General features: G+C 68.3%; 21 protein-coding genes. 11 read left to right on the top strand and 10 right to left on the bottom strand.

The window, feature by feature from the left end; translation table 11 throughout:
* Nucleotides 1-121: 121 nt before the first annotated feature.
* Nucleotides 122-2,059, bottom strand: a complete 1,938-nt coding sequence (acs, locus tag MT490_RS12015; RefSeq protein ID WP_297387777.1) for an acetate--CoA ligase — start codon at nucleotides 2,057-2,059, stop codon at nucleotides 122-124.
* A gap of 190 nt (nucleotides 2,060-2,249) precedes the next feature.
* Between acs and MT490_RS12010 the strand changes: the two genes are divergently transcribed.
* From MT490_RS12010 to MT490_RS11995, 4 genes are read left to right on the top strand one after another with little or no spacing between them, the layout of a single operon-like run.
* On the top strand, nucleotides 2,250-3,740 hold the full coding sequence (locus tag MT490_RS12010; RefSeq protein ID WP_297387775.1) for an efflux transporter outer membrane subunit: 1,491 nt from the start codon (nucleotides 2,250-2,252) through the stop codon (nucleotides 3,738-3,740).
* On the top strand, nucleotides 3,730-5,166 hold the full coding sequence (locus MT490_RS12005; RefSeq protein WP_297387773.1) for an efflux RND transporter periplasmic adaptor subunit: 1,437 nt from the start codon (nucleotides 3,730-3,732) through the stop codon (nucleotides 5,164-5,166). Before MT490_RS12010 ends, MT490_RS12005 begins: the two co-directional genes overlap by 11 nt.
* Nucleotides 5,153-5,875 carry an ABC transporter ATP-binding protein gene (locus MT490_RS12000; protein ID WP_297387770.1) on the top strand — a complete coding sequence of 241 codons (723 nt, stop codon included), beginning with the start codon at nucleotides 5,153-5,155 and terminating at the stop codon, nucleotides 5,873-5,875. Before MT490_RS12005 ends, MT490_RS12000 begins: the two co-directional genes overlap by 14 nt.
* 1 nt (nucleotide 5,876) lies before the next feature.
* The gene (locus MT490_RS11995; RefSeq protein ID WP_297387769.1) at nucleotides 5,877-7,082 is read left to right on the top strand and encodes an ABC transporter permease; all 1,206 of its coding nucleotides are present in this window, start codon (nucleotides 5,877-5,879) and stop codon (nucleotides 7,080-7,082) included.
* Between the two features lie 10 nt (nucleotides 7,083-7,092).
* Here MT490_RS11995 and MT490_RS11990 read toward each other — a convergent pair whose 3' ends face one another.
* Together MT490_RS11990 and MT490_RS11985 are read right to left on the bottom strand one after the other, a co-directional pair.
* Nucleotides 7,093-7,686, bottom strand: coding sequence for a nucleotidyltransferase family protein (locus MT490_RS11990; RefSeq protein ID WP_297387766.1), 594 nt, complete (start codon nucleotides 7,684-7,686; stop codon nucleotides 7,093-7,095).
* Nucleotides 7,673-8,587, bottom strand: a complete 915-nt coding sequence (locus MT490_RS11985; protein ID WP_297387763.1) for an XdhC family protein — start codon at nucleotides 8,585-8,587, stop codon at nucleotides 7,673-7,675. Before MT490_RS11985 ends, MT490_RS11990 begins: the two co-directional genes overlap by 14 nt.
* A 125-nt stretch (nucleotides 8,588-8,712) precedes the next feature.
* On the opposite strand from MT490_RS11985, the gene MT490_RS11980 reads away from it, so the two are divergent.
* Nucleotides 8,713-9,708, top strand: coding sequence for a glycerophosphodiester phosphodiesterase (locus MT490_RS11980; RefSeq protein ID WP_297387760.1), 996 nt, complete (start codon nucleotides 8,713-8,715; stop codon nucleotides 9,706-9,708).
* A gap of 5 nt (nucleotides 9,709-9,713) precedes the next feature.
* Entirely contained in the window at nucleotides 9,714-9,998 is a 285-nt protein-coding gene (locus tag MT490_RS11975) for a hypothetical protein (RefSeq protein WP_297387758.1), read from the top strand.
* Here MT490_RS11975 and MT490_RS11970 read toward each other — a convergent pair.
* On the bottom strand, nucleotides 9,974-10,720 hold the full coding sequence (locus MT490_RS11970) for an alpha/beta hydrolase (RefSeq protein WP_297387755.1): 747 nt from the start codon (nucleotides 10,718-10,720) through the stop codon (nucleotides 9,974-9,976). The genes MT490_RS11975 and MT490_RS11970 overlap by 25 nt on opposite strands.
* A complete protein-coding gene (locus MT490_RS11965) occupies nucleotides 10,711-11,376 on the bottom strand; it encodes a TIGR02117 family protein (protein ID WP_297387751.1) in 666 nt (221 codons plus the stop codon). The genes MT490_RS11970 and MT490_RS11965 overlap by 10 nt, the downstream gene beginning before the upstream one ends.
* 14 nt (nucleotides 11,377-11,390) lie before the next feature.
* Here MT490_RS11965 and phhA point away from each other — a divergent pair, with 14 nt between their 5' ends.
* A complete protein-coding gene (gene phhA / locus MT490_RS11960) occupies nucleotides 11,391-12,257 on the top strand; it encodes a phenylalanine 4-monooxygenase (protein WP_297387749.1) in 867 nt (288 codons plus the stop codon).
* A 137-nt stretch (nucleotides 12,258-12,394) separates the two neighbouring features.
* On the opposite strand, the gene MT490_RS11955 is transcribed toward phhA, so the two are convergent.
* The 5 genes from MT490_RS11955 to MT490_RS11935 all read right to left on the bottom strand — a co-directional run bounded on the left by MT490_RS11955 (nucleotide 12,395) and on the right by MT490_RS11935 (nucleotide 17,564).
* Entirely contained in the window at nucleotides 12,395-13,330 is a 936-nt protein-coding gene (locus MT490_RS11955; protein ID WP_297387746.1) for a 50S ribosomal protein L11 methyltransferase, read from the bottom strand.
* A 17-nt stretch (nucleotides 13,331-13,347) separates the two neighbouring features.
* Entirely contained in the window at nucleotides 13,348-14,052 is a 705-nt protein-coding gene (locus tag MT490_RS11950) for a hypothetical protein (protein ID WP_297387743.1), read from the bottom strand.
* Nucleotides 14,053-14,072: 20 nt separating this feature from the next.
* Nucleotides 14,073-14,771 carry an SDR family oxidoreductase gene (locus MT490_RS11945; RefSeq protein WP_297387742.1) on the bottom strand — a complete coding sequence of 233 codons (699 nt, stop codon included), beginning with the start codon at nucleotides 14,769-14,771 and terminating at the stop codon, nucleotides 14,073-14,075.
* Nucleotides 14,772-14,862: 91 nt separating this feature from the next.
* Nucleotides 14,863-16,227, bottom strand: a complete 1,365-nt coding sequence (locus MT490_RS11940) for a methyl-accepting chemotaxis protein (RefSeq protein WP_297387740.1) — start codon at nucleotides 16,225-16,227, stop codon at nucleotides 14,863-14,865.
* Nucleotides 16,228-16,238: 11 nt separating this feature from the next.
* On the bottom strand, nucleotides 16,239-17,564 hold the full coding sequence (locus MT490_RS11935) for a methyl-accepting chemotaxis protein (protein ID WP_297387852.1): 1,326 nt from the start codon (nucleotides 17,562-17,564) through the stop codon (nucleotides 16,239-16,241).
* 381 nt (nucleotides 17,565-17,945) lie between these two features.
* Here MT490_RS11935 and sdhC point away from each other — a divergent pair, with 381 nt between their 5' ends.
* The 4 genes from sdhC (at nucleotide 17,946) to MT490_RS11915 (ending at nucleotide 21,842) form a co-directional block, all read left to right on the top strand.
* Nucleotides 17,946-18,368: a succinate dehydrogenase, cytochrome b556 subunit gene (gene sdhC, locus MT490_RS11930; RefSeq protein WP_297387738.1), complete on the top strand. Its 423-nt coding sequence runs from the start codon at nucleotides 17,946-17,948 to the stop codon at nucleotides 18,366-18,368.
* Nucleotides 18,361-18,750, top strand: coding sequence for a succinate dehydrogenase, hydrophobic membrane anchor protein (gene sdhD, locus MT490_RS11925; RefSeq protein ID WP_297387735.1), 390 nt, complete (start codon nucleotides 18,361-18,363; stop codon nucleotides 18,748-18,750). Before sdhC ends, sdhD begins: the two co-directional genes overlap by 8 nt.
* A complete protein-coding gene (gene sdhA / locus MT490_RS11920) occupies nucleotides 18,750-20,552 on the top strand; it encodes a succinate dehydrogenase flavoprotein subunit (protein WP_297387733.1) in 1,803 nt (600 codons plus the stop codon). The genes sdhD and sdhA overlap by 1 nt, the downstream gene beginning before the upstream one ends.
* Before the next feature lie 300 nt (nucleotides 20,553-20,852).
* Complete coding sequence (locus tag MT490_RS11915) at nucleotides 20,853-21,842, top strand: C13 family peptidase (RefSeq protein WP_297387730.1); 990 nt, start codon at nucleotides 20,853-20,855, stop codon at nucleotides 21,840-21,842.
* Nucleotides 21,843-21,844: the final 2 nt, after the last annotated feature.

Genomic DNA, 21,844 nt, shown 5'->3' with positions numbered 1-21,844 from the left:
GACTCGTCTGTCCCAAAATCACGCCGTATGCTCGCGTACACGTTGGACATCTTGCTTCTCCCCCACCAATCCGGGATCAGATCGGTGAGAGGATGTCCTATTCGCGAAGTCTTGGCGAGCGCTACTTGACTCGATTGCGGACCAGATCGTCCACCACCGCCGGATCGGCGAGCGTGCTGGTATCGCCGAGGTTCGACACATCCCCCTCCGCGATCTTGCGCAGGATGCGCCGCATGATCTTGCCCGAGCGCGTCTTGGGCAGGCCCGGCGCGAACTGGAGCGCGTCGGGCGTGGCGATCGGACCGATCTCCTGCCGCACCCAGCTGCGCAACGCGCCGCGCAACGCCTCCGACGCGGTCTCGCCGGCATTGAGCGTGACATAGGCGTAGATGCCCTGCCCCTTGATGTCGTGCGGCATGCCGACCACGGCCGCCTCGGCGACCTTGGGATGGAGCACCAGCGCGCTCTCGACCTCGGCGGTGCCCATGCGGTGTCCCGAGACGTTGATCACGTCATCGACCCGGCCGGTGATCCAGTAATAGCCGTCCTCGTCGCGGCGGCACCCGTCGCCGGTGAAATATTTGCCGCGATAGGTGGTGAAATAGGTCTGGAAGAAGCGCGCATGATCGCCCCAGACGGTGCGCATCTGCCCCGGCCAGCTCCGCGCGATGCACAGATTCCCTTCGGTTGCCCCGTGCAGGACATTGCCCTCGGCGTCGACGATCTGCGGATCGACCCCCGGCAGCGGCAGCGTCGCCGAGCCCGGCTTGAGCGCGGTCGCACCCGGCAGCGGCGTGATCATCTGCCCGCCGGTCTCGGTCTGCCACCAGGTGTCGACGATCGGGCAGCGCCCCTCGCCAACCACGTCGTGATACCAGCGCCACGCCTCGGGATTGATCGGCTCGCCTACCGTGCCGAGCAGCTTGAGCGACTTGCGCGAGGTCTTCGCGACGAATTCGTCACCCTCGCGCATCAGCGCGCGGAGCGCGGTCGGCGCGGTGTAGAGGATCTCGACTTGGTGCCGGTCCGCGACCTGCCAGATGCGCGAGGCGTCGGGCCAGTTGGGCACGCCCTCGTACATCAGCGTCGTCCCGCCGTTCGCGAGCGGGCCGTAGACGATGTAGCTGTGCCCGGTGACCCAGCCGATATCCGCCCCGCACCAATAGACCTGGCCGGGCCGGTAATCGAAGACGAGCTCGTGGGTGAAGCTCGCCCAGAGCAGATATCCCGCGCTGGTGTGGAGCACGCCCTTGGGCTTGCCGGTCGAGCCCGAGGTATAGAGGATGAACAGCGGGTCCTCGGCGCCCATCGGCTCGGGCGGGCACTCGGCGGAGACGGTCGCCGCCGCCTCGTGATACCAGATGTCGCGGCCCGGCTGCATCTCGACCTCGCCGCCGGTGGCGCGGACGACGATCACCTTCCGGAGCGCCGGCGCATGCTTCGCCGCGGCATCGACATTGGCCTTGAGCGGCACGCGCTTGCCGCCGCGCCGGCCTTCGTCGGCGGTGACGCAGAATGCGCTGTCGCAATCGGTGATCCGCCCCGCCAGCGCCTCGGGCGAGAAGCCGCCGAACACCACCGAGTGGATCGCCCCGATCCGCGCGCAGGCGAGCAATGCGAACGCCGCCTCGGGGATCATCGGCAGGTAGATGGTGACGCGGTCGCCCTTCTTGACGCCCTGGGCCTTCAGCACGTTGGCGAAGCGGCAGACCTCTTCGTGGAGCTGGAGATAGGTGAAGCGGCGGGGTTCCTCATTGGGATCGTCGGGCTCCCAGAGGATAGCGATGTCGTTGCCGCGGCTGGCCAGATGCCGGTCGACGCAGTTGGCCGCGACGTTCAGCTTGCCGTCGGCGAACCAGCTGATGTGGAAGTCCTCCTCGTCGAACGACCAGTCGCCGGCGAGCTCCGGCCGGCGGATCCAGTCGAGCCGCTTTGCCTGTTCGAGCCAGAAGCTGCCGGGATCGGCGATGCTCCGTCCGTAGAGTTTCTCATATCCGGCGGCGTCGACCCGCGCGCGGCGCGCCCATTCTTCGGATACGGGGTACAGATTCTCGGACATCGGGATCTCCTTGCCCGAGGCGTTTATGGTGGGCGCCGGAGATTGCAAGCACACTCGGCGCAACCCGGGCTCCCGGGAAGCCTGCAATGTCCCTCAGGTCCAATCGGAGCGCCACTCAGGGTGACCCCTGCGACAAACTGCGACAATATTTCGATGGAACCGATCGGTACCCCGGACCATCTTGCCGGCTATGGCCCGACGCCCGCTTGTCCTGACGCTCGCCGTTGCCCTGCCGCTCTCCGCATGCGCCGTGGGCCCCGATTATCGCCCGCGCACCGCCCCCGAGCTCGGCGTTCCCGACAAGTTTTCGGTGCCCGCCGACCAGCGCGCCCGCGAGGACCTGACGCGCTGGTGGGAGAAGTTCGACGATCCGCAGCTCGCCTCGCTCGTCCAGCGCGCCCAGGCCGCCAATCTCGACATCGCCCAGGCCGTGACGCGGCTCCGCCAGGCGCGCGAATCGCTGGTCCAGCAGCGCGCTTCGCTCTTCCCGAGCCTCGGCGCCTCGGGCGGCATCTCGCGCAGCGAGCCGCTGCGCGGCGGCACGACCACCACCACGCTTCCCGACGGCAGCGTCACTTCCTTCTCGCAGGGCGGCAGCACCAGCTTCTCGCTCGGTGCCGACGCCAACTACCAGGTCGACCTGTTCGGCGGCGTGCGGCGTGGCGTCCAGTCGGCACGCGCCGACTATCAGGCCGCGGGCTTCGACTATGCGACCGTGCTGGTCTCGATCGAGGCGGAGACCGCGCGCAACTATGTCCTCGCCCGCGCGGCGCAGGCGCAGCTCGCCAATGCGCGCGAGGCGCTGGTGCTGCAGGACGACGATCTCCAGATCGCCGAGTGGCGCGTCCAGGCGGGGCTCGTCTCGTCGCTCGACCAGGAGCAGGCGCGGGCGCAGCGCGCCCAGACCGCGGCCACCATCCCCACGCTGGAGGCCAATTACAACGGCTTCGTCTCGCGGCTCGGCGTGCTCACCGGCCAGGCGCCCGGCGCGCTCAAGAGCGAGCTGGAGGCCGTGAAGCCGATCCCGCGCGGCCCCGCGCAGGTCGCCACCGGCATTCCCGCCGAGGCGCTCCGCCAGCGCCCGGACATCCGCGCCGCCGAGCGCAACCTCGCCTCAGCAACCGCACGGATCGGCGTGGCCGAGGCGCAGCTCTATCCGTCGCTGGCGATCGGCGGCAGCATCGACGCTGGCAGCAGCGCGCTGAGCTCGCTCTTCGACGTGATCACCGGGCGGCTGTTCGCCAACATCGCCCAGACGATCTTCGACGCTGGGCGCACCCGCAGCCAGGTGCGCTCGGCCCAGGCCGCCGCGGACGGCGCCTTCCTTTCGTACAAGCAGACCGTGCTGACCTCGCTCGAGGATATCGAGAATGCGATCGTCGCGCTCGATGCGGCGCGGCGCCGCGAGGCCGAGTTCCGCATCGCGCTCGAGGCCGCGAACAACCAGGCGATCCTCGCGCGGATGCAATATCGCTCGGGCCTCACCGACTATACGACGCTGAACCAGGCGCAGAACGCGCTGCTTTCGGCGCGCAACGGCCTTGTCGGCGCGCAATCCGATCAATCGACGGCGCTGATCCAGCTCTATCTGTCGCTCGGCGGCGGCTGGGACAGCAGCGTGACACCCGAGGCTCCGGCGCGAACCTCATCGACCACAGGCGGCACCGCGGATGGCAACTGATCCCAACAAGAATCTCGACGAGTTCCTCGGCACGCCTGCACGGCCGTGGTGGCGGCGCTGGCTCAAGTGGATCGTCGTCGGCGCGGTGGTGCTGCTCGCGGTATTCCTGCTCTCGCGCTTCCTGTTCGGCGGCGCGACCGCCACGCAATATTCGACCGAGGAGGCGGCGCGTGGCAACCTGACCGTCACCGTCTCCGCCACCGGCAAGCTCGCGCCCACCAACCAGGTCCAGGTCGGCTCCGAGCTTTCGGGCCTGGTCGAGACCGTCACCGTCGACGTCAACGACCGCGTCGTGAAGGGCCAGCCGCTCGCGGTGCTCGACACGTCGCGGCTCGACGATTCGATCGCGCAGAGCGAGGCGTCGCTCAATGCCAACCAGGCGCAGGTGGCGCAGGCGCAGGCGACCGTCGCCGAATCGCGCGCGCAACTCGCCCGGCTCGAGGAGGTCAGCCGGCTCTCGGGCGGGCGCGTCCCGGCCAAGGTCGAGATGGAGCAGGCGCGGGCCACCGCCGCGCGCGCCGTGGCCGCGCTCAAGGTCGCCGAGGCGAACGTCGTCTCCGCGCGCGCGGACCTGTCGTCGAACAGGACGCAGCGCTTCAAGGCGGTGATCCGCTCGCCCGTGAACGGCGTCGTGCTCGCCCGACAGATCGATGCCGGCCAGACCGTCGCCGCCTCGTTCAGCACGCCCACCTTGTTCGTGATCGCCGAGGATCTCTCCGCGATGCAGCTCCAGGTCGCGATCGACGAGGCCGATGTCGGCTCGGTCAAGCAGGGCCAGCTCGCGAGCTTCACGGTCGACGCCTTCCCGGGAAAGACCTTCCCCGCGACGATCACCCGCGTCGATCTCGGCTCGAACCTCTCGGCGCAATCGACGACCAGCTCGACCACGACCAGCAGCACGAGCACGACGGTCGTTTCCTATGCCGCGACGCTCAGCGTCGCCAATGCCGACCAGCAGCTGCGCCCCGGCATGACCGCGACCGCGGAAATCATAACCAGGGCCAAGCCCGACGTTCTGCTCGTCCCCAACGCCGCTTTGCGCTTCCGCCCCACCGCCGCCGGCAGCCAAAGCGCGAGCGGCGGCCAGGGTGGCGGGATCGCCGGCGCGCTCGTCCCCCGGCGTCGCGGGGGCGCCAGCACCACGGAGAAATCGGCGACGCTGAGCCGCGGCGCGCAGCAGACGGTCTATGTCCTCGGCACGGACGGCCAGCCGCAGCCGGTGCAGGTCACCACCGGCGACACCGACGGCACCGTCACCGAGGTCACCGGCGGCGACCTCAAGCCCGGCATGAAGGTGATCACCGGCCAGCTCGCCTCGGGCAGCACCGGCCAGCGTAGCCAGAGATCCGGCCAGCGCCAGGGCGCCAATGGCGCTGCGAAGAGTGGTACGCAGGGCGGTGCGGGAGGCCAGAGTGGCGGCCAGTGATCCATCGATCATCCAGCTGCGTGGCGTCACCAAGGTCTATGGCGAAGGCGCGAGCGCGTTCCAGGCGCTGAAGGGCATCGACGTCGACATCGAGGCGGGCGATTTCGTCGCAGTGATGGGCCCTTCCGGCTCGGGCAAGTCGACGATGATGAACATCCTCGGCTGCCTCGACGTGCCGAGCGGCGGCCAGTTCCTGTTCAAGGGCGTGCATGTCGAGCGGCTCGAGCGCGACCAGCGCGCGCTGCTGCGCAGGAAGTATTTCGGCTTCGTCTTCCAGGGCTTCAACCTGCTCGCCCGCACCTCGGCGCTCGAGAATGTCGAGCTTCCCCTGCTCTATCGCGGCGATCCGAAGAAACAGCGGCGCGAGGCGGCAATGGCCGCGCTCGACAAGGTCGGGCTCAAGGACTGGTGGGACCATACGCCTGGCGAGCTCTCGGGCGGCCAGCAGCAGCGCGTCGCGATCGCCCGCGCGATCGTCACCAATCCCGACGTGCTGCTGGCCGACGAGCCCACCGGAAACCTCGATTCGGAACGCTCGCTCGAGATCATGGAGTTCCTCGCCGAACTCAACCGGACGAGCGGGATCACCGTGCTGATGGTGACGCACGAACCCGACATGGCGGCGTTCGCGCACACGATCATCCATTTCAAGGACGGGCTGGTGGAGCGAACCGAGGTGGGACACAAGTCCGGCGAGGCGGTGGCCTAGGATGTTCGGCACCATCTTCATGCTCGCGATCCGCTCGATCTTCCGCCACAAATTGCGGTCGTTCCTGACTACGCTCGGCATCATCATCGGGGTCGCCGCGGTGGTGGCGATGGTCACGCTCGGCAACGCGACGACCAAGGCCGCGCAGGCGCAGGTCGCGAGCCTGGGCACCAACATCCTCCAGATCCGCCCCGGCCAGGGCTTCGGCCGCGGCGGCGGCGGCCCCAGGCCGCCCGACTTCAGGGAGTCGGACGTCGAGGCGATCGCGCAGCAGATCGCGGGCGTGAAGGCGGTTGCACCGCAGGCCCAGTCGACCGCGACGGTGATCTATCAGGGCGCCAATTGGTCGACGACCATCAACGGCACCACCAACGCCTTCTTCGACGTCCAGCCCTGGCCGCTCGTATCGGGTCGGATATTCACACGCGCCGAGGAGCAGGCGGGCAAGGCGGTGTGCATCATCGGCAACACGATCCGCACCAACCTGTTTCGCGGCGGCGAAGCGGTGGGCGAGCGGATCCGCGTCAACGGCATCTCGTGCGACGTGATCGGCGTGCTCTCGACGCGCGGCCAGGGCGGCTTCGGCGACCAGGACGACGTGATCATCATGCCGATCAAGCAGGTCCAGCGCCGCTTCGTCGGCAATCGCGACATCCGGCTGATGATGGTCGGCGTCGATCCGGCCTATGACGGCGCGAAGGTCCAGGCGTCGATCCAGCAATTGCTGCGCGAGCGCCGCAGGATCACCGGGGGCAAGGAAGACGATTTCAACATCTTCGACACCGCGCAGATCAGCCAGACGCTCACCGGCATCACCACGCTGCTCACGCAGATCGTCACGGCGGTGGCCGCGATCAGCCTGGTCGTGGGCGGCATCGGCATCATGAACATCATGCTGGTCTCGGTCACCGAGCGCACGCGCGAGATCGGCATCCGCCTCGCCATCGGCGCGGTGGCGAGCGAAGTGCTGATGCAGTTCCTGACGGAAGCGGTGGTGCTGTCGTGCCTCGGCGGGCTGGTGGGCCTGGTGGTGGCGCAACTTGTGGTGGTGGGGCTGGCCCCGCTGATGAAGGTCGAATGGATGTTCGAGCCGCAGATCAACGTCATCGCCTTCCTCGTCTCGGCGCTGATCGGCGTGGTGTTCGGCTATTTCCCGGCGCGGCGCGCGGCGAGCCTCAACCCGATCGACGCGCTGCGGCACGAGTGAAGGGAAGGCGTTACTTCCCGTCGGTCTCGAGCCCGTAGAGCGCGCGCAGCTCGGCGAGATCGGCGCGCGTGTCGATGTCGACCAGCTCGGCGGGGCTGGTCACGACATGGCGGCCGCGCATGATCAGTTCGCGAGCGCCCTGGTCGCCGTCCAGGTCCAGCAGATTGTCGAACAGGTTGCCGCCGAAGAGCGCCGGCGGGCGCGGCTGCACGCCGTCGCTCGACGCGACCACCGTGTCCGGCCCGGTCGCCGCATCGAACATGCGATAGATGTGCGCCGCGGTGACGCGCGGCATGTCGGCCAGCGCCACCAGCACGGCATCGGCGCCCGCCTCACGCGCCGCCAGGACGCCGTGGCACAGCGAGCGCGCCTGGCCGAGCGACGGATCCGGATTGAGCGCGACGCGATAGCCGAGCGCGGCGAAATCGAGGTCGGTGCAGGAAACCACCGCGATCCGCGCGAGGAAGGGGATCTTCTCGAGCGCGGTCACCACGTGAAAGGCGAGCGGCTTGTCGAGGAACGGCTCGACGAGCTTGTCGCCGTCGAACCGCCGCGAGCGCCCGGCGGCGAGGAGCACCAACGCGGTCTGTCTAGGTGCGAGCATGGAAACTCCTTATCATCGACGCCGCGATCGACAGCGCGATCTCCGCGGGGCCGATCCCGCCGATGTCGATCCCTGCCGGCCCCTCGATCCGGGCGAGATCCGCCTCCGCGACGCCGGCCGCGGCAAGCCGCTCCAGCCGCGCGGCGTGGCTCTTGCGCGAGCCGAGCGCCGCGACATAGCCGGTCGGATGCGCGAGCGCGGCGACCAGTGCCGCATCGTCGATCTTGGGATCGTGGCTGAGCGTCACGACCGCCGTGGCAGGATCGGGCCTGAGCGCGGTCACGGCCTCGTCGGGCCAGCGGTCGTCCAGGGTCACGCCGGGGAAACGCTCCTCGGTGAGGAAGCGCCCCCTGGGGTCGATCACCTGCGTAGCGACACCCAATTCGCGCGCGAGGCCGGCGAGCCGCTGCGCGATCTGCACCGCGCCGACGATGAGCAGCCGGTGCGGGGGATCGTAGCGATTGACGAAATCGCCTGCGGCCCCCGCGGCGCTCCGCCCGGCGGCGAGATCGGTCGCCACATCGAAGGGCGTGCCGTCCGCCCGCGCGTCCGCGATCGCCGCGAACAGGGGCAGGGGGAAACCCAAATCGGACACCGGCTGCACCAGCACCGCGATCTCGCCCCCGCAGGGCAGCCCGACCTCCCAGGCGGCGGCATCGGCGACGCCGTAGCGCTTCACCACCGCGGGCGCGCCCGCGATCACCTCCGCCGCGGTCGCGAGGATGTCGGTCTCGACGCAGCCGCCCGAGACCGAGCCCTCGAAGCGTCCGTCGGCATGGACGAGCATGTGGCTGCCGCGCGGCCGCGGCGCCGAACCCCAGGTCGAGACCACGGTGGCGAGCGCCATCGGAGCGCCCTCCCATGCCTGCGCGGCTGCCAGCACGCTGTCGTTTTCCGCCACGCTTCGCCTCGCTCCCGTCACATCCGCTGGATAACGCCTAGCCCGTGGAAAGTTTCGTGACGAGATCGCTTGCTGTCGCAACCTTGCTGCTGGCGCCGGCCTGTGTCGGCGTGCAGGAAAGGAGCATGGCCGTGCAACCCATCGTCATCGCGCATCGCGGCGCCAGCGGCGAGCGCCCCGAGCACACCTTGCTCTCCTACCAGCTCGCGATCGAGCAGGGCGCCGATTTCATCGAGCCCGACCTCGTCCCGACCAGGGACGGCGTGCTCGTCGCCCGGCACGAGAACGAGATATCGGGCACCACCGACGTGGCGGCCCATCCCGAATTCGCCGCACGCAAGACGACCAAGACCATCGACGGCGCGGCCGTCACCGGCTGGTTCACCGAGGATTTCACGCTCGCCGAGCTCAAGACGCTCCGCGCCAAGGAGCGCCTGCCCCAGTTCCGCCCCGGCAACACCCGCTATGACGGCCAGGCGGAGATCCCGACGCTCGACGAGATCATCGCGCTCGCCCAGAAGGCCAGCCGCGACACCGGCCGGACGATCGGCATCTATCCCGAGACCAAGCATCCGAGCTATTTCGCCTCGATCGGCCTGCCGCTCGAGGCGCGGCTGGTGGAGAAATTGCGCGCGGCCGGCTGGGACCGCGCCGATGCCCCGGTGTTCATCCAGTCGTTCGAGGTCGCCAATCTCCGGAAGCTCAAGGGCATGACGCGCGTGCCGCTCATCCAGCTTATGAGCGCGAGCGACGGCCCGGCCGATCATGCCGAGCCGAGCTATGCGGCGATGGCGACGCCGGAGGGGCTCAGGCGCGTCGCCGAATATGCCGCGGGCATCGGCCCCGAAAAGACGATGATCCTGCCCGCGTCGGGAGCGCCCACCGCGCTGATCGCCGACGCGCATGCAGCAGGGCTCAAGGTCCATCCCTGGACCTTCCGCGCCGAGAACATCTTCCTCTCGCCGGCCTATCGCTCGGCCGGCGGCCCGGCCGAACATGGTCGGCTCACCGAGGAAATCGGGTATTTCATCGGACTTGGTGTCGACGGATTCTTCAGCGATTACCCATATATGGGTGTATCCGCGCGCGCCGCTTCCGCTTCGCCCGCACATCGAAAGTGAGATTCATGCGCAAGTTGCTCCTTCCGCTCGTCGCCACGCTGCCGCTGCTCGCGGGCGGCTGCATCGCCAAGACCGCGTGGGACGTCGCCACGCTGCCGGTGAAGGCGGGCAGCCAGGCGGTCGACTGGACCACGACGAGCCAGGAGGAATCGGACCGCAATTACGGCAAGAAGATGCGCGAGAAGGAAGCGCGCGAGGGCAAGGAGCGCCGCAAGCGCGAGAAGGAATGCAAGAAGAACCCCGAGACCTGCCAGTCCTATGACGGCTATCGGGCCTCGGATCCGGAGTGATCTCCGAGCGTCTGCGCCACCGCGCGCAGCACCTCGGGCTTCATCTGCACCCATAAATGGCTGCTGCTGACTTCGATCGCGCGTGCGCCCGAACCTTCGGGCTCGCGGCAGATCAGTCCGTTGACCATCCCGTCGTCCCGGCTCCAGATCGCCGTCGCCGGCACCGATAGCGGTCGCGCCGCCTCCTCGAGCCGCGCATTGACGGCCGGGTCGTCGATCTTCTCGCCGGTCAGCCATTCGAACTGCCGCCAGACATTGGTGGAGGTCGGCGGCCCGGCGAAGGGCGAACTGATCGTGATCACTTCGCGGACCATTTCGGGATGCCGGTGCGCGGCGATCCGCGCCATGATCCCGCCGAGCGAGATGCCGACCAGGGTAACCTTCTCGCCCGTCTCGGCATGCAGCGCGGCGATCCGCTCCATCAGCCGCTCGCCCTCTGGACCGATGGCGCGCACGCCGAGATTGTGGCCAAGATCCCAGCCCTCGGCTCGATAGCCGAGCCGCTTCAGAAAGCGCCGCATCACGAAGGTCGAGCGGTCCGAATTGACGAGGCCGGGCAGCAGCAGCACCGGCCGCCCGTCGCCCTTGGGCATCGCCTCCAGCGTCTTCCACTCGCGGATCAGCCGACCCAGTCCCCAGGCCGCGCGCGGCGCTTCGGAAAGCATCGCCAGCCCCGGCGGGGGCACGTCTGCGGATCGCGGTGTCGCCAGCTTCAAAGCCACTGCATCACTCCAAAGGCGAAGGGCGTCCATGCCCCCATCCGCACGCCGGCGGCGCGAAGGCCGCCCGCGCTCCACTCGTTACAGGTCCTGAACGCGCTATAGCCGCCATGCGCCGCATAGAATGCGTCGTGCCCGCCATAGCCATGTACCGGAACCCCCGGCGCGAAGGTAGCCCGCACATGGGCGATCAGCCGGGCATATTCCTCGGGCCGCAACAGGAGCGCCCGGATCTTCGCGCCCGGCTGCGGCTCGGGGACCGCCGAGACATGCACCACCGTCGGCCCCAATCCCGCCAGCGCGCGGACGGCACGCAGGGGATTCATTTCCCACCAGCTCGGCGTGTTGAGATAGAAGTCGCGGTCGCCCCAGCCGAACATCAGCATCGGCTGCGCCGCGCGGCGCGGATCGGCGAAATGTTCGGGGTGCACCAGATCGGCGAAATCGCGCGCGGGCAGCACCAGGTCGGTATGCACGCCATTGTCCGCGACATAGACGCGCACCCCGCTCGCCGGCGGCTTCCAGTCCGCATTGGCGGCGATGTTGCTACCGATCAGCGCCGCCGCGAAATAGCCGAGCGCGACGCCGATCAACGCCAGCGCGAGCCTTCGTATCAGTCGGATCAGCCCCGCCTCCCATATCGCGCCGCGCCGCACCATGCTATGCTCGCGGCATGGCTCAAGACACGCATGTGCTCGACCGTCCGCCCGAAGGCGCGGCGGCCGACTGGACGATACCGCAGAATTGGCAGGCGTACACCGCGGAGGAACACGCCACCTGGGACACCTTGTTCGAGCGCCAAGCGAAGCTCCTTCCCGGCCGCGCCGCGCAGGCCTGGCTGAACGGCCTCCATGCGCTTCGCCTCTCCGAATCTGGCATTCCCAATTTCGAGGAACTGTCCGAGCGGCTGATGAAGCTCACCGGCTGGCAGGTCGTCGCGGTGCCCGGCCTCGTCCCCGACGACGTCTTCTTCGATCACATGGCGAACCGACGCTTCGTCGCGGGCAATTTCATCCGCCGGCCCGAACAGCTCGATTACATCCAGGAGCCCGACGTCTTCCACGACGTGTTCGGCCATGTGCCGATGCTGGCCGACCCGGTCTTCGCCGATTATCTCGCGGCCTATGGCCGCGGCGGCGTCCGCGCGATGGAGCTGGGGGCACTCAAACAGCTCGGCCGGCTCTATTGGTACACGGTCGAGTTCGGGCTGGTCGAAGAGGCCGAGGGCCTGCGCATCTACGGTTCGGGCATCGTCTCCAGCTCGGCCGAGAGCCGCTTCGCGCTCGAGGATCCCAGCCCCAACCGCATCCGCTTCGACCTCGCCCGAGTGATGCGCACCGAATACCGGATCGACGACTTCCAGCAGAACTACTTCGTCATCCCGAGCTTCGACGAACTGCTCCGCGTCACGATCGAGACCGATTTCGCGCCGCTCTACGCGAAATTGCTCGCCCAGCCCGACATCGCGATCGCCGAGATCCTGCCCGAGGACGAAGTGATCACCCGCGGCACCCAGGAATATGCGCGGGCGAAGGACTGACCACCTCTTCGTCACCCCCGCGAAAGCGGGGGCCCATCTCCCGGAATTTCCGCAAATGCCACCGCGGTAATATGGGCAAGCATAGGAGATGGGTCCCCGCTTTCGCGGGGATGACGGTTTGAATTCGCGTTCCCGACCTAGATATCCAATGCCCAGCCGTCGCGGCCCTTGGGGTCGGGCGGCGCGGCGGGGACGTAGCGCGCCTCACCCGCCCGCAGCCGCAGGATCGTCCAGTCGCCGCGGCGATCGACTTGCTCGAGCGTGCAGCCACAACCGGCGAACGCCGCGATCACTTGCTCGCGCTGCGTCTCGAGCAGCCCGGCCAGCACGATCGTCGCGCGTGAACCGGCGATGGCGGCAAGCTCGGGCGCCATCGACACCAGCGGTCCGGCCAGGACGTTGGCGATCAGCAAATCATAGGGCGCGCGCGCGGTGATCGCGTCGCTGAGCGCGCCGTCGGCGACGATCAGCTCGATCCCCGCGATGCCATTGTCGACCGCGTTGACCTGCGTCACTTCGATCGCGGCCGGATCGATGTCGGTGGCGACGATATGCGCCTGCGGCCAGAGATAGGCGGCGGCGAAGGCGAGCAGGCCGGTGCCCGTGCCCACGTCGATGACGTTGGCGAAGTCGCGCCCCGCCATCGCGTCTAGCATGCGGAGGCACCCCGAGGTCGTCGCATGATGCCCGGTTCCGAAGGCGCGGCCCGCGTCGATCAGGAAAGCACGGCCGCCCTCGGGCGCCGGAACCGGATGCGCGCTGGTATGGACCACGAACCGCCCCTCGCGGATCGGCTCGAGCCCCTCCTGGCTCATCGCTACCCAATCCTCGCCGGTCAGCGGCTCGATCACCGGCGCGACGTCCGCCGCGCTCGGCACCAATGCGCGCAGCGTCGCGATCATCGCCGCGTCGGGCTCCTGCTCGGTATAGGCGTCGAGACGCCAGCGCTCGACATCGTCCTCGACCTCCTCGGTGGTCATCAGCACCGCGTCGATCGCGAGGTCGCCCGCGTCGATCGCCTCGGCCTCGGCGCGGGTGCAGGGCAAAGTCACTTTCCACGAATCAACGGTCATGGTCTTGGTATCCGTCCTCAATCAATCTCGACCGGGCGCGCCACGGCGAGCTTGAGCTCGGGCACTTCGAACGCGCGATAATGCAATTTGCGTTGCTGGCGCAGCAACATCGCGATGCGCGTCGGCGTCTGCATCCAGATGCGGTCGACGCCGTCGATCCCCTTGAGCACGAAATCCTGGCGGCCGCTCGCGATGTTGCCGAGCAGCAGGTCCTCGCTCTGGCCCTGCGCCGCGCGCACGCGGAGCAGGTAGTAAGCGACCGGCGGCGTGACGTCCTTTCCATCCGAACCGGTCATCGTAAACCATTCGCTGTCGCCTTTCGATGCTCCGGCCACCGCCGGCAGCATGTAGCGGGCGACGATCCGCCGGCTGTTGTCGGGCAGCAACTTGCGACTGGCGCCGCTCGCCTGGTCGAGCAGGATGAGGTTGCGCTCGTCCGGGCGATCACCCCTCGAATAGGAATCATGGCCGCCGGAGACGGAGGCTTCGGTAGCGATCACGATCTGCACCAGATCGGTTCCGGGAATCGCATCGGTATCGGCGACGGTGAAGCGCTGCTCGGGGTTCCTCGCCTCGATCGGCGCCGGTTCTATGACCCGCCCGCTCCCGATCGTCGCGACACGGAGTGCGATATAGATCACCGCGAGCGCAGCGCACAGCCCGATCGCCGCGAACAACCAAAACAGCCAGCGAGCGCCGCCGCCAGTCTTCCCCTCAGCCATATCCCCCTCCCCGTTTCTACCTATCGAACGTAGCTTGCGCCGTTGATGTCGAGCACCGCGCCGGTCATCGAAGGCGGCGCCTCGAGCGCGCAGAAACGGGCGAGCGTCGCGACTTCCTCGGGATCGGCGACGCGGCCGAGCGGGATGTCGGCGAGCAGCTTGTCGCCGCCGCGGCTCGCCAGATAGTCGTCGGCCATCCCCGTCATGGTGAAGCCCGGGCAGATCGCGAAGGCCAGGATGCCATCCCGCGCGTACCCCCGCGCAATCGATTTGGTCATGCCGACCATCCCCGCCTTGGACGCGGCATAATGCCAGTGCGCCGGGCTGTCGCCGCGATAGGCGGCGCGGCTGGCTATGTTGACGATCCGGCCCGGCCGCCCCTCGGCCCGCCAATGGCACACTGCCAGCCGGGACAGTTCGGCCGCGGCGGTCAGGTTGATCCGCATCGTCCGCTCCCAGCCGGCGACCCAGTCGTCATGGTCGAGGTCGAGCGGGTTGCTTTCGAAGATGCCTGCATTGTTGATCAGCACGTCGATCCGCCCGTCGAGCGCATCGAGCGCCTTCTGCCAGAGTGTCAGCGGTGCGGCGGGATCGGCGAAATCCGCCCGAATGCCGCCGCGGGTGCTCTGGCCGACGAGGCGCAGCCCCTCGCCCTTCAGCGAATCGGCAATGGCCGCGCCGATCCCGCGGCTCGCGCCGGTGAGGAGGATGTTGGTCATCGGGCAGCACTAGCGAGTGCGGCGACCGGCACCAAGTCTTCGTAACAGACCCCCGTCATCCCGGCGAAGGCCGGGATGACGGGAAGGAAACTCAGGCGGCGACCGAGTTCGAGAAGGTCTCGGCGGCGGCGCGGAGCTGGTTGAGGCGGTCGTCGACTTCGGCGACGTCCTGCTGGAGCGTGTCGATCTCGCTGGTGACGGTCTTGGTGTCCTCGCGGATCGCACCGATCGTCGCCGACATGGAATCGGCGGCGAGCGCGGTCTCGTCGACCGCGGCGGTGATCGCGGTCACCGTCTGCGCCTGCACTTCCATCGCGGCACGGATGCGGTTGGCGCTCTCCTGGACCTCGTTGACGGTCGATCGGATCGAGGCGTTGGTCTCCACGGTCGACTTGGTCGCCGACTGGATCGACGCGATCTTGCCGGCGATGTCGTCGGTCGCGCGCGCGGTCTGGCTGGCGAGGCTCTTCACTTCCTGCGCCACCACTGCGAAGCCGCGGCCTGCATCGCCGGCGCGCGCGGCCTCGATCGTCGCATTGAGCGCGAGCAAATTGGTCTGTCCCGCGATGTCGCGGATCAGGCCCAGGATCGATTCGATCGACTTGGCGTGATCCGAAAGCATCTCGGACATGCCCACGGCGGCGCCGGCCTGGCTCGACGCACGTGTCGCGATATCGGCCGCGGACTCGACTTCGATGCGCGCATCCTCGATCGCGCGGATCAGCCCCGCCGCGGTCTGCGCCGCCTCGCGCATCGCCACCGCCGACTGCTCGGCCGCCGCAGCGACTTCGCTCGTCTTGCCGAGCATCCCGCGCGCCGAGCTCGACGCGCCTTGCGCCTGGACGCGAATGCGGTTGCCGAGCGCGGTCGCGCCCTCGAGCGATTCGCTGATGCTCGCGCGGAAGCGCGCCGAGCTGTCGCGCCGCTCCTCGCTGATATGCGCCGCGTCGGTGGCGCCGAGATGGCCCGCCATCAGGTCCGCCTCGGCCATCGCCAGGCGCTGCACCACGTCGCACAGGCGGCCGAGCCGCTCGGCGTCGGTCACCTTCTCGCGCAGCACGGCCATCGTCGCGCTGTGCGCATAAGCGAAGGAGGCGAGCACCGCGGGCAGCGGCACGCCGCCCTTATAGGTCTGGGCGGCGTAACCGCACGCCATCTCGACCCATTCCTCAGTGAACGGCCGGCCGAACTTGAGCTTCGCATAGCGCGCGCCGAGCTGGACCTGTTCCTCGAAATTGCGCTGGTCCTCGAACGCGCCGCGCATCGGCACGCTGGCCGGCATGGCGAGGAAGTGCTTCCAGAAGGCGCGCGATATGTCCTCGTGATGCCCCTCGAGCAGCGTGCTGATCTCGGCGCAGGCGGGCAATATCGCCTCGTCCCAGTCATAGACCCGCCGATGATCCTCGACCGAGCGGGTGCCCCCGCTCCAGCGTCCCGGTTCGCGCCGTCCCACCATGTTTTTCTCTCCTAGGCCGCGACTTTCGAGACGAAGTCGCTGGCGCTGAACTTGAGGGTGCCGAGCTGGCTGTCGAGGGCGACGAAGCCCTGGCCGACCCGGTCGATTTCGGAAGCCACCGCCTCGGTGTCCTCGCGAATCGCACCGATCGTCGCCGACATGGAATCGGCGGCGAGCGCGGTCTCGTCGACCGCGGCGGTGATCGCGGTCACCGTCTGCGCCTGCACTTCCATCGCGACGCGGATACGGTTGGCGCTTTCCTGCACTTCGCTGACCGTCTCGCGGATCGAGGCATTGGTCTCGACCGTCGAGCGCGTCGCCGACTGGATAGAGGCGATCTTGGCAGCGATGTCGTCCGTGGCCCGCGCCGTCTGGTTGGCGAGGCTCTTCACTTCCTGCGCGACCACCGCGAAGCCGCGGCCTGCATCGCCCGCGCGCGCGGCCTCGATCGTCGCGTTGAGCGCGAGCAGATTGGTCTGCCCGGCGATGTCGCGGATGAGGCCCAGGATCGATTCGATCGACTTGGCATGATCGGAGAGCATCTCGGACATGCCCACCGCAGCTCCCGCCTGGCCCGAGGCGCGGGTGGCGATCTCGGCAGCCGCCTCGACTTCCATGCGCGCATCCTCGATCGCGCGGATCAGCCCCGCCGCGGTCTGCGCCGCCTCGCGCATCGCCACCGCCGACTGCTCGGCCGCCGCGGCGACTTCCGAAGCCTTGCCCAGCATCCCGCGCGCCGAGGCCGACGTGTGCACCGCCTGGACGCGCAGCTGGTCGCCCTCGCGCGAGGCGTGCTCGACGGTCATGCCGATCGAGTCGCGGAATTCGGCGGCGAGCCGGTCGCGCGCGCTCTGCGCGCTGTGCTCGCGATACATGTTGTAGATCTCGACCGTGATGTCGCCTTCGAGCGCGGAGAGCCGCATCAGCGTGTCGATCATCCCGACGAGGCGGGCATCGTCCGAAGCGAGTCGGCGCGTCAGCGCCTGCAGCGCGGCGCGGTCGCTCGCGCTGATCATCGACAGCAAGGCCATCGGCGGCACGTCGGCGGCATAGGCCGCGGCGACCGAGCGCTCGATCGATTCGAGCCAGGCGGTGCCCTGCGTGTCGAGGAAGCGGTTCTTGAGGAAGACCACGCCGATATCGATCATCTTGGCGGTGTCGTCGTGCGCCCAGTTGCGCTCGTCGGCGAAGCAGCGCAGCCATTGCTGCCAATAGGCCTCGGAGACCGCATGGATCTCGGGCTCGAGCGCCTCCCAGGCCTCGCGGCTCGAGCGTATCAGCGTTCCCTCCACGTCGAACACGCGCAGCCGTGCGCGAATGTCGATCCGGGCGCTCATCGTGCCGGGTGCCGGCAGGTCCTTGGTCGAAGCCACAGTAAAAGGGTCCCCATATTCGGCCGACGGGGAATGCCGGCCGACATTGGCCTCCTATGGCGCGGAAGTGGTTAAGGCGGAGTTAGGACGTATCGACATTCAGGCGAGCGAGACCCTTTCAATCCTCCCCCGCCAGGGGGAGGTGGCACGCGCAGCGTGACGGAGGGGGCGGAAGCACCGCGCCCAGTTGGAGAGTGCGTTGCTTACCTCCCCCTCCGACGCCTTCGGCGCCACCTCCCCCTGGCGGGGGAGGATTTGAATGGCGATACGGCCTAGAAACCGAGCCGGGCTTGCATCCGTTGCATCGCGGACTAAGGAAGCGGCGTCGACCCGAAAGGAATGTCCTTGGCCAACGTCCGCAACCCCGCGCGACCGCTCTCGCCGCACCTATCGATCTGGAAGTGGGGCCCGTCCATGGCGGTCTCGATCGTCCATCGCGCCACCGGATCGGGCATGGCGACGGTCGGCACGATCCTGCTCGTCTGGTGGCTCGCCGCGATGGCCTCGGGCCCGGCGGCCTATGCCGCGTTCCTCGACCTGTTCACGGTCAGTTCGGGTGCGCTCAACGTGGTCGGCTATGTCGTCGGCATCGGCCTGACCCTGTGCTTCTTCCAGCACATGGCCTCGGGCGTGCGGCACCTGTTCCTGGATGCCGGCGCGAATTTCGAGCTCCGCGCCAACAAGCGCACCGCGCTGGCGACTTTCGTGTTCGGGGTCCTCGCCACCGCGGGCTTCTGGGTGTTCCTGCTGGAGAAGAGCAATGGGTGACGGCACCGAAATCGGCCGCGTCCGCGGCCTCGGCTCGGCACATGAGGGCGCCGATGGCTGGTGGCACCACAAGATCAGCGCGGGATCGAACCTGGTCCTCGTATTGTGGTTCCTGTTCTCACTCGCGCTGCTTCCGGCCCATGACTACGCCACGATCAGCGCCTGGCTCGCCCAGCCCTGGGCGGCGGTGCCGCTGATCCTGCTCGTCGTCAGCGTCTTCTACCATTTCCACCACGGCCTCACCGTGGTGATCGAGGATTATCAGCACGATCACACCCGCTTCGTGCTGCTGATCCTGCTGAAGTATTTCACCATCGCGACCGCCACGCTGGCGATCTTCTCGATCCTCAAGGTCGCCTTCACCGCCGGAGCCGCGCTCTGATGCCTGCTGCGTACAAGATCATCGACCACACCTATGACGCCGTCGTCGTGGGTGCCGGCGGCTCGGGCCTGCGCGCGACGATGGGCGCGGCCGAGGCTGGCCTCAAGACCGCGTGCATCACCAAGGTGTTCCCGACGCGCTCGCACACCGTGGCGGCGCAGGGCGGCATCGCCGCGAGCCTGGGCAACAACACGCCTGATCACTGGTCATGGCACATGTTCGACACCGTCAAGGGTTCGGACTGGCTCGGCGACCAGGACGCGATCGAATATATGGTCCGCGAGGCGCCGCAGGCGGTCTACGAGCTCGAGCATGCCGGCGTGCCGTTCAGCCGCAACGACAACGGCACGATTTATCAGCGCCCGTTCGGCGGCCACATGCAGAATATGGGCGAAGGCCCGCCGGTGCAGCGCACCTGCGCCGCGGCCGACCGCACCGGCCATGCGATGCTCCACGCGCTCTACCAGCAGAGCCTGAAGTACGACGCCGACTTCTACGTCGAATATTTCGCGCTCGACCTGATCATGGAGGACGGCGCCTGCCGCGGCGTGATCGCGCTCTGCATGGAGGACGGCTCGATCCACCGCTTCCGCAGCCATGCCGTGGTGCTCGCCACCGGCGGCGGCGGCCGCGTCTATCAGTCGGCGACCTCGGCGCACACCTGCACCGGCGACGGCAACGGCATGGCGCTGCGTGCGGGCATCGCGCTCCAGGACATGGAGTTCGTCCAGTTCCACCCGACCGGCATCTACGGCGCCGGCGTGCTGATCACCGAAGGCGCCCGCGGCGAGGGCGGCTACCTCACCAATTCCGAGGGCGAGCGCTTCATGGAGCGCTACGCGCCCTCCGCGAAGGACCTCGCCTCGCGCGACGTCGTCGCCCGCTCGATGGCGATGGAGATCCGCGAGGGCCGCGGCGTGGGCAAGGAGAAGGACCATATCTTCCTTCACCTCAACCATATTGACCCGAAGATCCTGCACGAGCGCCTGCCCGGCATCACCGAGACCGGCAAGATCTTCGCGGGCGTCGACTTGACCCGCCAGCCGCTGCCGGTGGTCCCGACCGTCCACTATAATATGGGCGGCATCCCCACGAACTATCACGGCGAGGTCGTCCACAATAAGGACGGCAACCCCGACACCGTCATCCCCGGCCTGTTCGCGGTCGGCGAGGCGGCCTGCGTCTCGGTCCACGGCGCCAACCGCCTCGGCTCGAACTCGCTGATCGACCTCGTGGTGTTCGGCCGTGCGGCGGGCCTGCGCCTCAAGGAGATCGTCAAGCCCGGCACCGCCCACGCCGCCTTGCCCAAGGGCTCGGAGGAGTTCTCGCTTACCCGGCTCGATCATTTCCGCAACGCCAAGGGTGCCAGGCCGACCGCGCAGATCCGCGCCGACATGCAGAAGACGATGCAGCGCCACTGCGCCGTGTTCCGCGACAGCGCGCTGCTGGCGGAAGGCGTCACGCACATGGACGCGGTCTATCAGGGCTTCCAGGACGTCGGCATCGCCGATCGCTCGCTGATCTGGAACACCGATCTGGTCGAGACGCTCGAGCTCGACAATCTGATCGGCCAGGCGGTGGTGACGATCCAGTGCGCCGCCAACCGCAAGGAAAGCCGCGGCGCACACATGCACGAGGACTTCCCCAACCGCGACGACGCGAACTGGATGAAGCACACCGTCGCGACCTTCGAAGGCTGGGGCGGCAAGGGCGGCGCGGTGTCGATCGATTACCGCCCGGTGCACGACTACACGCTCACCGACGAGATCGAGTACATCAAGCCGAAGAAGCGGGTGTACTAGGTCGTATCGACAATCCTCCCCCGCCAAGGGGAGGTGTCAGCCGAAGGCTGACGGAGGGGGAGGTAAGCAGCACCCTCTCCAATTGAGCGCGGTGATTCCGCCCCCTCCGTCACGCTGCGCGCGCCACCTCCCCCTGGCGGGGGAGGATTGAAGGGCCTCGCTCGCCTGAATGTCGCTATGACCAGGGCAGGGCCAAAGCGCCGCACCGTGCGCGATTTCCCACCCGGCCGGGCCCCATCCGCTTGACAGGTTCCGCCGCCGCCCCAGATTGAACCCCTGTTCGGCGAAAAGGGGTGGCTGATGCGATTGGCTGTCGGTCTGCGCGGGTTCGCGCGCATGCTCGCGGTTCTGCTCCTGCCGGTAGCGGTTGCCGCTTCGGCCTCGGGCCAGTCGGGGAACCGGCAAAGCTATCGACCGCCGCAGCATACCACCGAATGGCCCGATCTTGCCGACGGCGAGCTCGGCCCGCATATCGAACGCGGTCGCCCGGCACGCTGGGAGCCCGATCAGCAGCGCAAGCTCGCCGCCGCGCTGGCCGCGCTCCGGCCGCAGCGCAAGGGCGTGATCGACGCCTATGTCGTCTCGGTCGCGCTCGACAGCGATCCGGTGTTCGGACGCGAGGCGCGCGAGGCGGGCAAGGTGCTGACGCGCCGTTACGACGCCGCCGGGCGCAGCATCGTGCTCGCCGGCACCGACGGCCGCGCGCCCAGCGCGCTGGCGATGGGCACGCCGCGCTCGCTCGCCCTCGCGCTGACGCGCGTCGCCGAGGTGATGGACAAAAGCGAGGACGTGCTCGTCCTCTATCTCACCAGCCATGGCGCGCAGGTCGGCATCGCCTATCATGACGGCGACGAGGGCTTCGGGCTGATCACCCCGCGCCGCTTCGCCGCCTTTCTCGACGAACTGGGGATCAGAAAGCGCGTGCTGATCCTGAGCGCCTGTTATTCGGGCATTTTCGTCCCCGCGCTTTCGAACGACGACACCGCCCTGCTCACCGCCGCCTCTTCCGAGCGCACTTCGTTCGGCTGCCGCGCCGAGAATGACTGGACCTTCTTCGGCGACGCCTTGGTCAACCATGCGCTGCGGAAGCCCCAGCCGCTCGACGACGCGCTCACCGAGGCGCGCGTCACGATCAGCGACTGGGAAATGGCCAACAGCCTGCCCTCCTCGATGCCGCAGGCGACGTTCGGCGAGGGCGTAGAGGCCTGGTTGGTTCCGCTCGAGGCGCGCATGCCCAAGGTCGCGACCGCCCCCGTCGGCGCACCGGCCACTGACGCGTTCAGGCCCTGACG

It is taken from the genome of Sphingomonas sp. (assembly GCF_026460985.1).
In the GTDB taxonomy this organism is placed as follows: Bacteria; Pseudomonadota; Alphaproteobacteria; order Sphingomonadales; family Sphingomonadaceae; genus Sphingomonas.
Note: the sequence above shows the minus strand (reverse complement) of the source record. Positions and strands in the feature narration are given on the sequence as shown.